A 1,320-nucleotide genomic window follows, 5' to 3' on the forward strand; every position below is an offset into this window, starting at 1 on the left:
CCCGTCCCCGGCGGTCCACCCGGCCGCCCCACCCGCCGCGCGACAGCCGGCAAGGTTAGGCTGGCCTCACCCGAGAGACGCGGTGGATGACCCCCGGGCGACCCCGCCCCGTCGATCGGCCACCGACCGACCGCCGACCGCACCGCCGGGGGACCGCCCATGCCCGCCACCGCGCCCAGCGGCGTGCCCCTGTCCCGGGGCACCGGGACCCCCGGGGCCCGGACCCGCTCCGGGGTCGGCGGAACCAACCCCGTGGCCGCCGGGCCCCGACGCGTCGGCAACCTCTCCTTCCTCGCCCGCCTGCTGCTCGTCGCCCTCGCCCTCGCCGCCGCGATCGTGCTCAGCCTGGCCGTCGGCAGCCGCACCCTGCCACCCGCCGAGGTCTGGGACGCCCTGCTGCGCGGCGGCGACGGCACCACCGCGCAGGTCATCCGCGAGATGCGACTGCCCCGCACCCTGATCGGACTGCTCGCCGGCGCGGCCCTCGGCGTGGCGGGCGCGGTCCTGCAGGGCCTGACCCGCAACCCCATCGCCGAGCCCGGCATCCTCGGCCTGGCCCAGGGCGCATCGGCCGCCGTGGTGATCGCCATCGCCTTCCTCGGCGTGCACACCCTCCTCGGCTGGATCTGGTTCGCCTTCGCCGGCGCCGGGCTCGCCGCCGTCGCGGTGTACGCGATCGCCTCGCGCGGCCGGGGCGGCGCCTCCCCCGTGAAACTCGCCCTGGCCGGAGCGGCGATCAACGCCCTGCTGGCCTCCCTGATCGCCGGTGTGCTGACCACCCGCTCCGCCACCCTGGACCAGTTCCGGTTCTGGCAGATCGGCTCGCTCACCGGCCGGGACGCGGAGGTCCTCGCCCGCCTGTGGCCGTTCCTGGTGATCGGCCTGGTCCTCGCCCTCGCCGGCGCGCGCGGGCTGGACGCCCTGGCGCTCGGCGAGGACGTCGCCCGGGGACTGGGCCGCAACGTGGCCGCCGTGCGGATCTGCGGCGGCCTGGGGGCGGCCGTGCTCACCGGCACCGCCGTGGCGGCGGCCGGCCCGATCGCCTTCGTCGGCCTGGCCGTGCCCCACCTGGCCCGGGCCCTGGCCGGTCCCTCGCACCGGCGGCTGCTCCCGCTGGCCGCGCTGCTGGGCCCGGTGGTGCTGTTGGTCGCCGATGTCGTGGGCCGGATCGTGCTGCCGCCGTCGGAAATCCCCGCCGGGGTGATGACCGCCCTGATCGGGGTGCCCTTCCTCATCGCGCTGGTGCGCCGCTCGGGGGTGGGGGCGTGAGCGCCGGACCCTCCACCCGCGCCGCCGAGCGGCGCACCAGCGCGATGAGGA

At 78.0% G+C, this 1,320-nt stretch carries 1 protein-coding gene; it reads left to right on the forward strand.

All coding sequences use genetic code 11. The features are described from left to right. The first annotated feature begins 159 nt into the window (after window positions 1-159). Window positions 160-1,269 carry a FecCD family ABC transporter permease gene (locus FOE67_RS25920; protein ID WP_182667258.1) on the forward strand — a complete coding sequence of 370 codons (1,110 nt, stop codon included), beginning with the start codon at window positions 160-162 and terminating at the stop codon, window positions 1,267-1,269. Window positions 1,270-1,320 lie beyond the last annotated feature (51 nt).

Source organism: Streptomyces calidiresistens, assembly GCF_014141525.1.
GTDB lineage: Bacteria > Actinomycetota > Actinomycetes > Streptomycetales > Streptomycetaceae > Streptomyces > Streptomyces calidiresistens.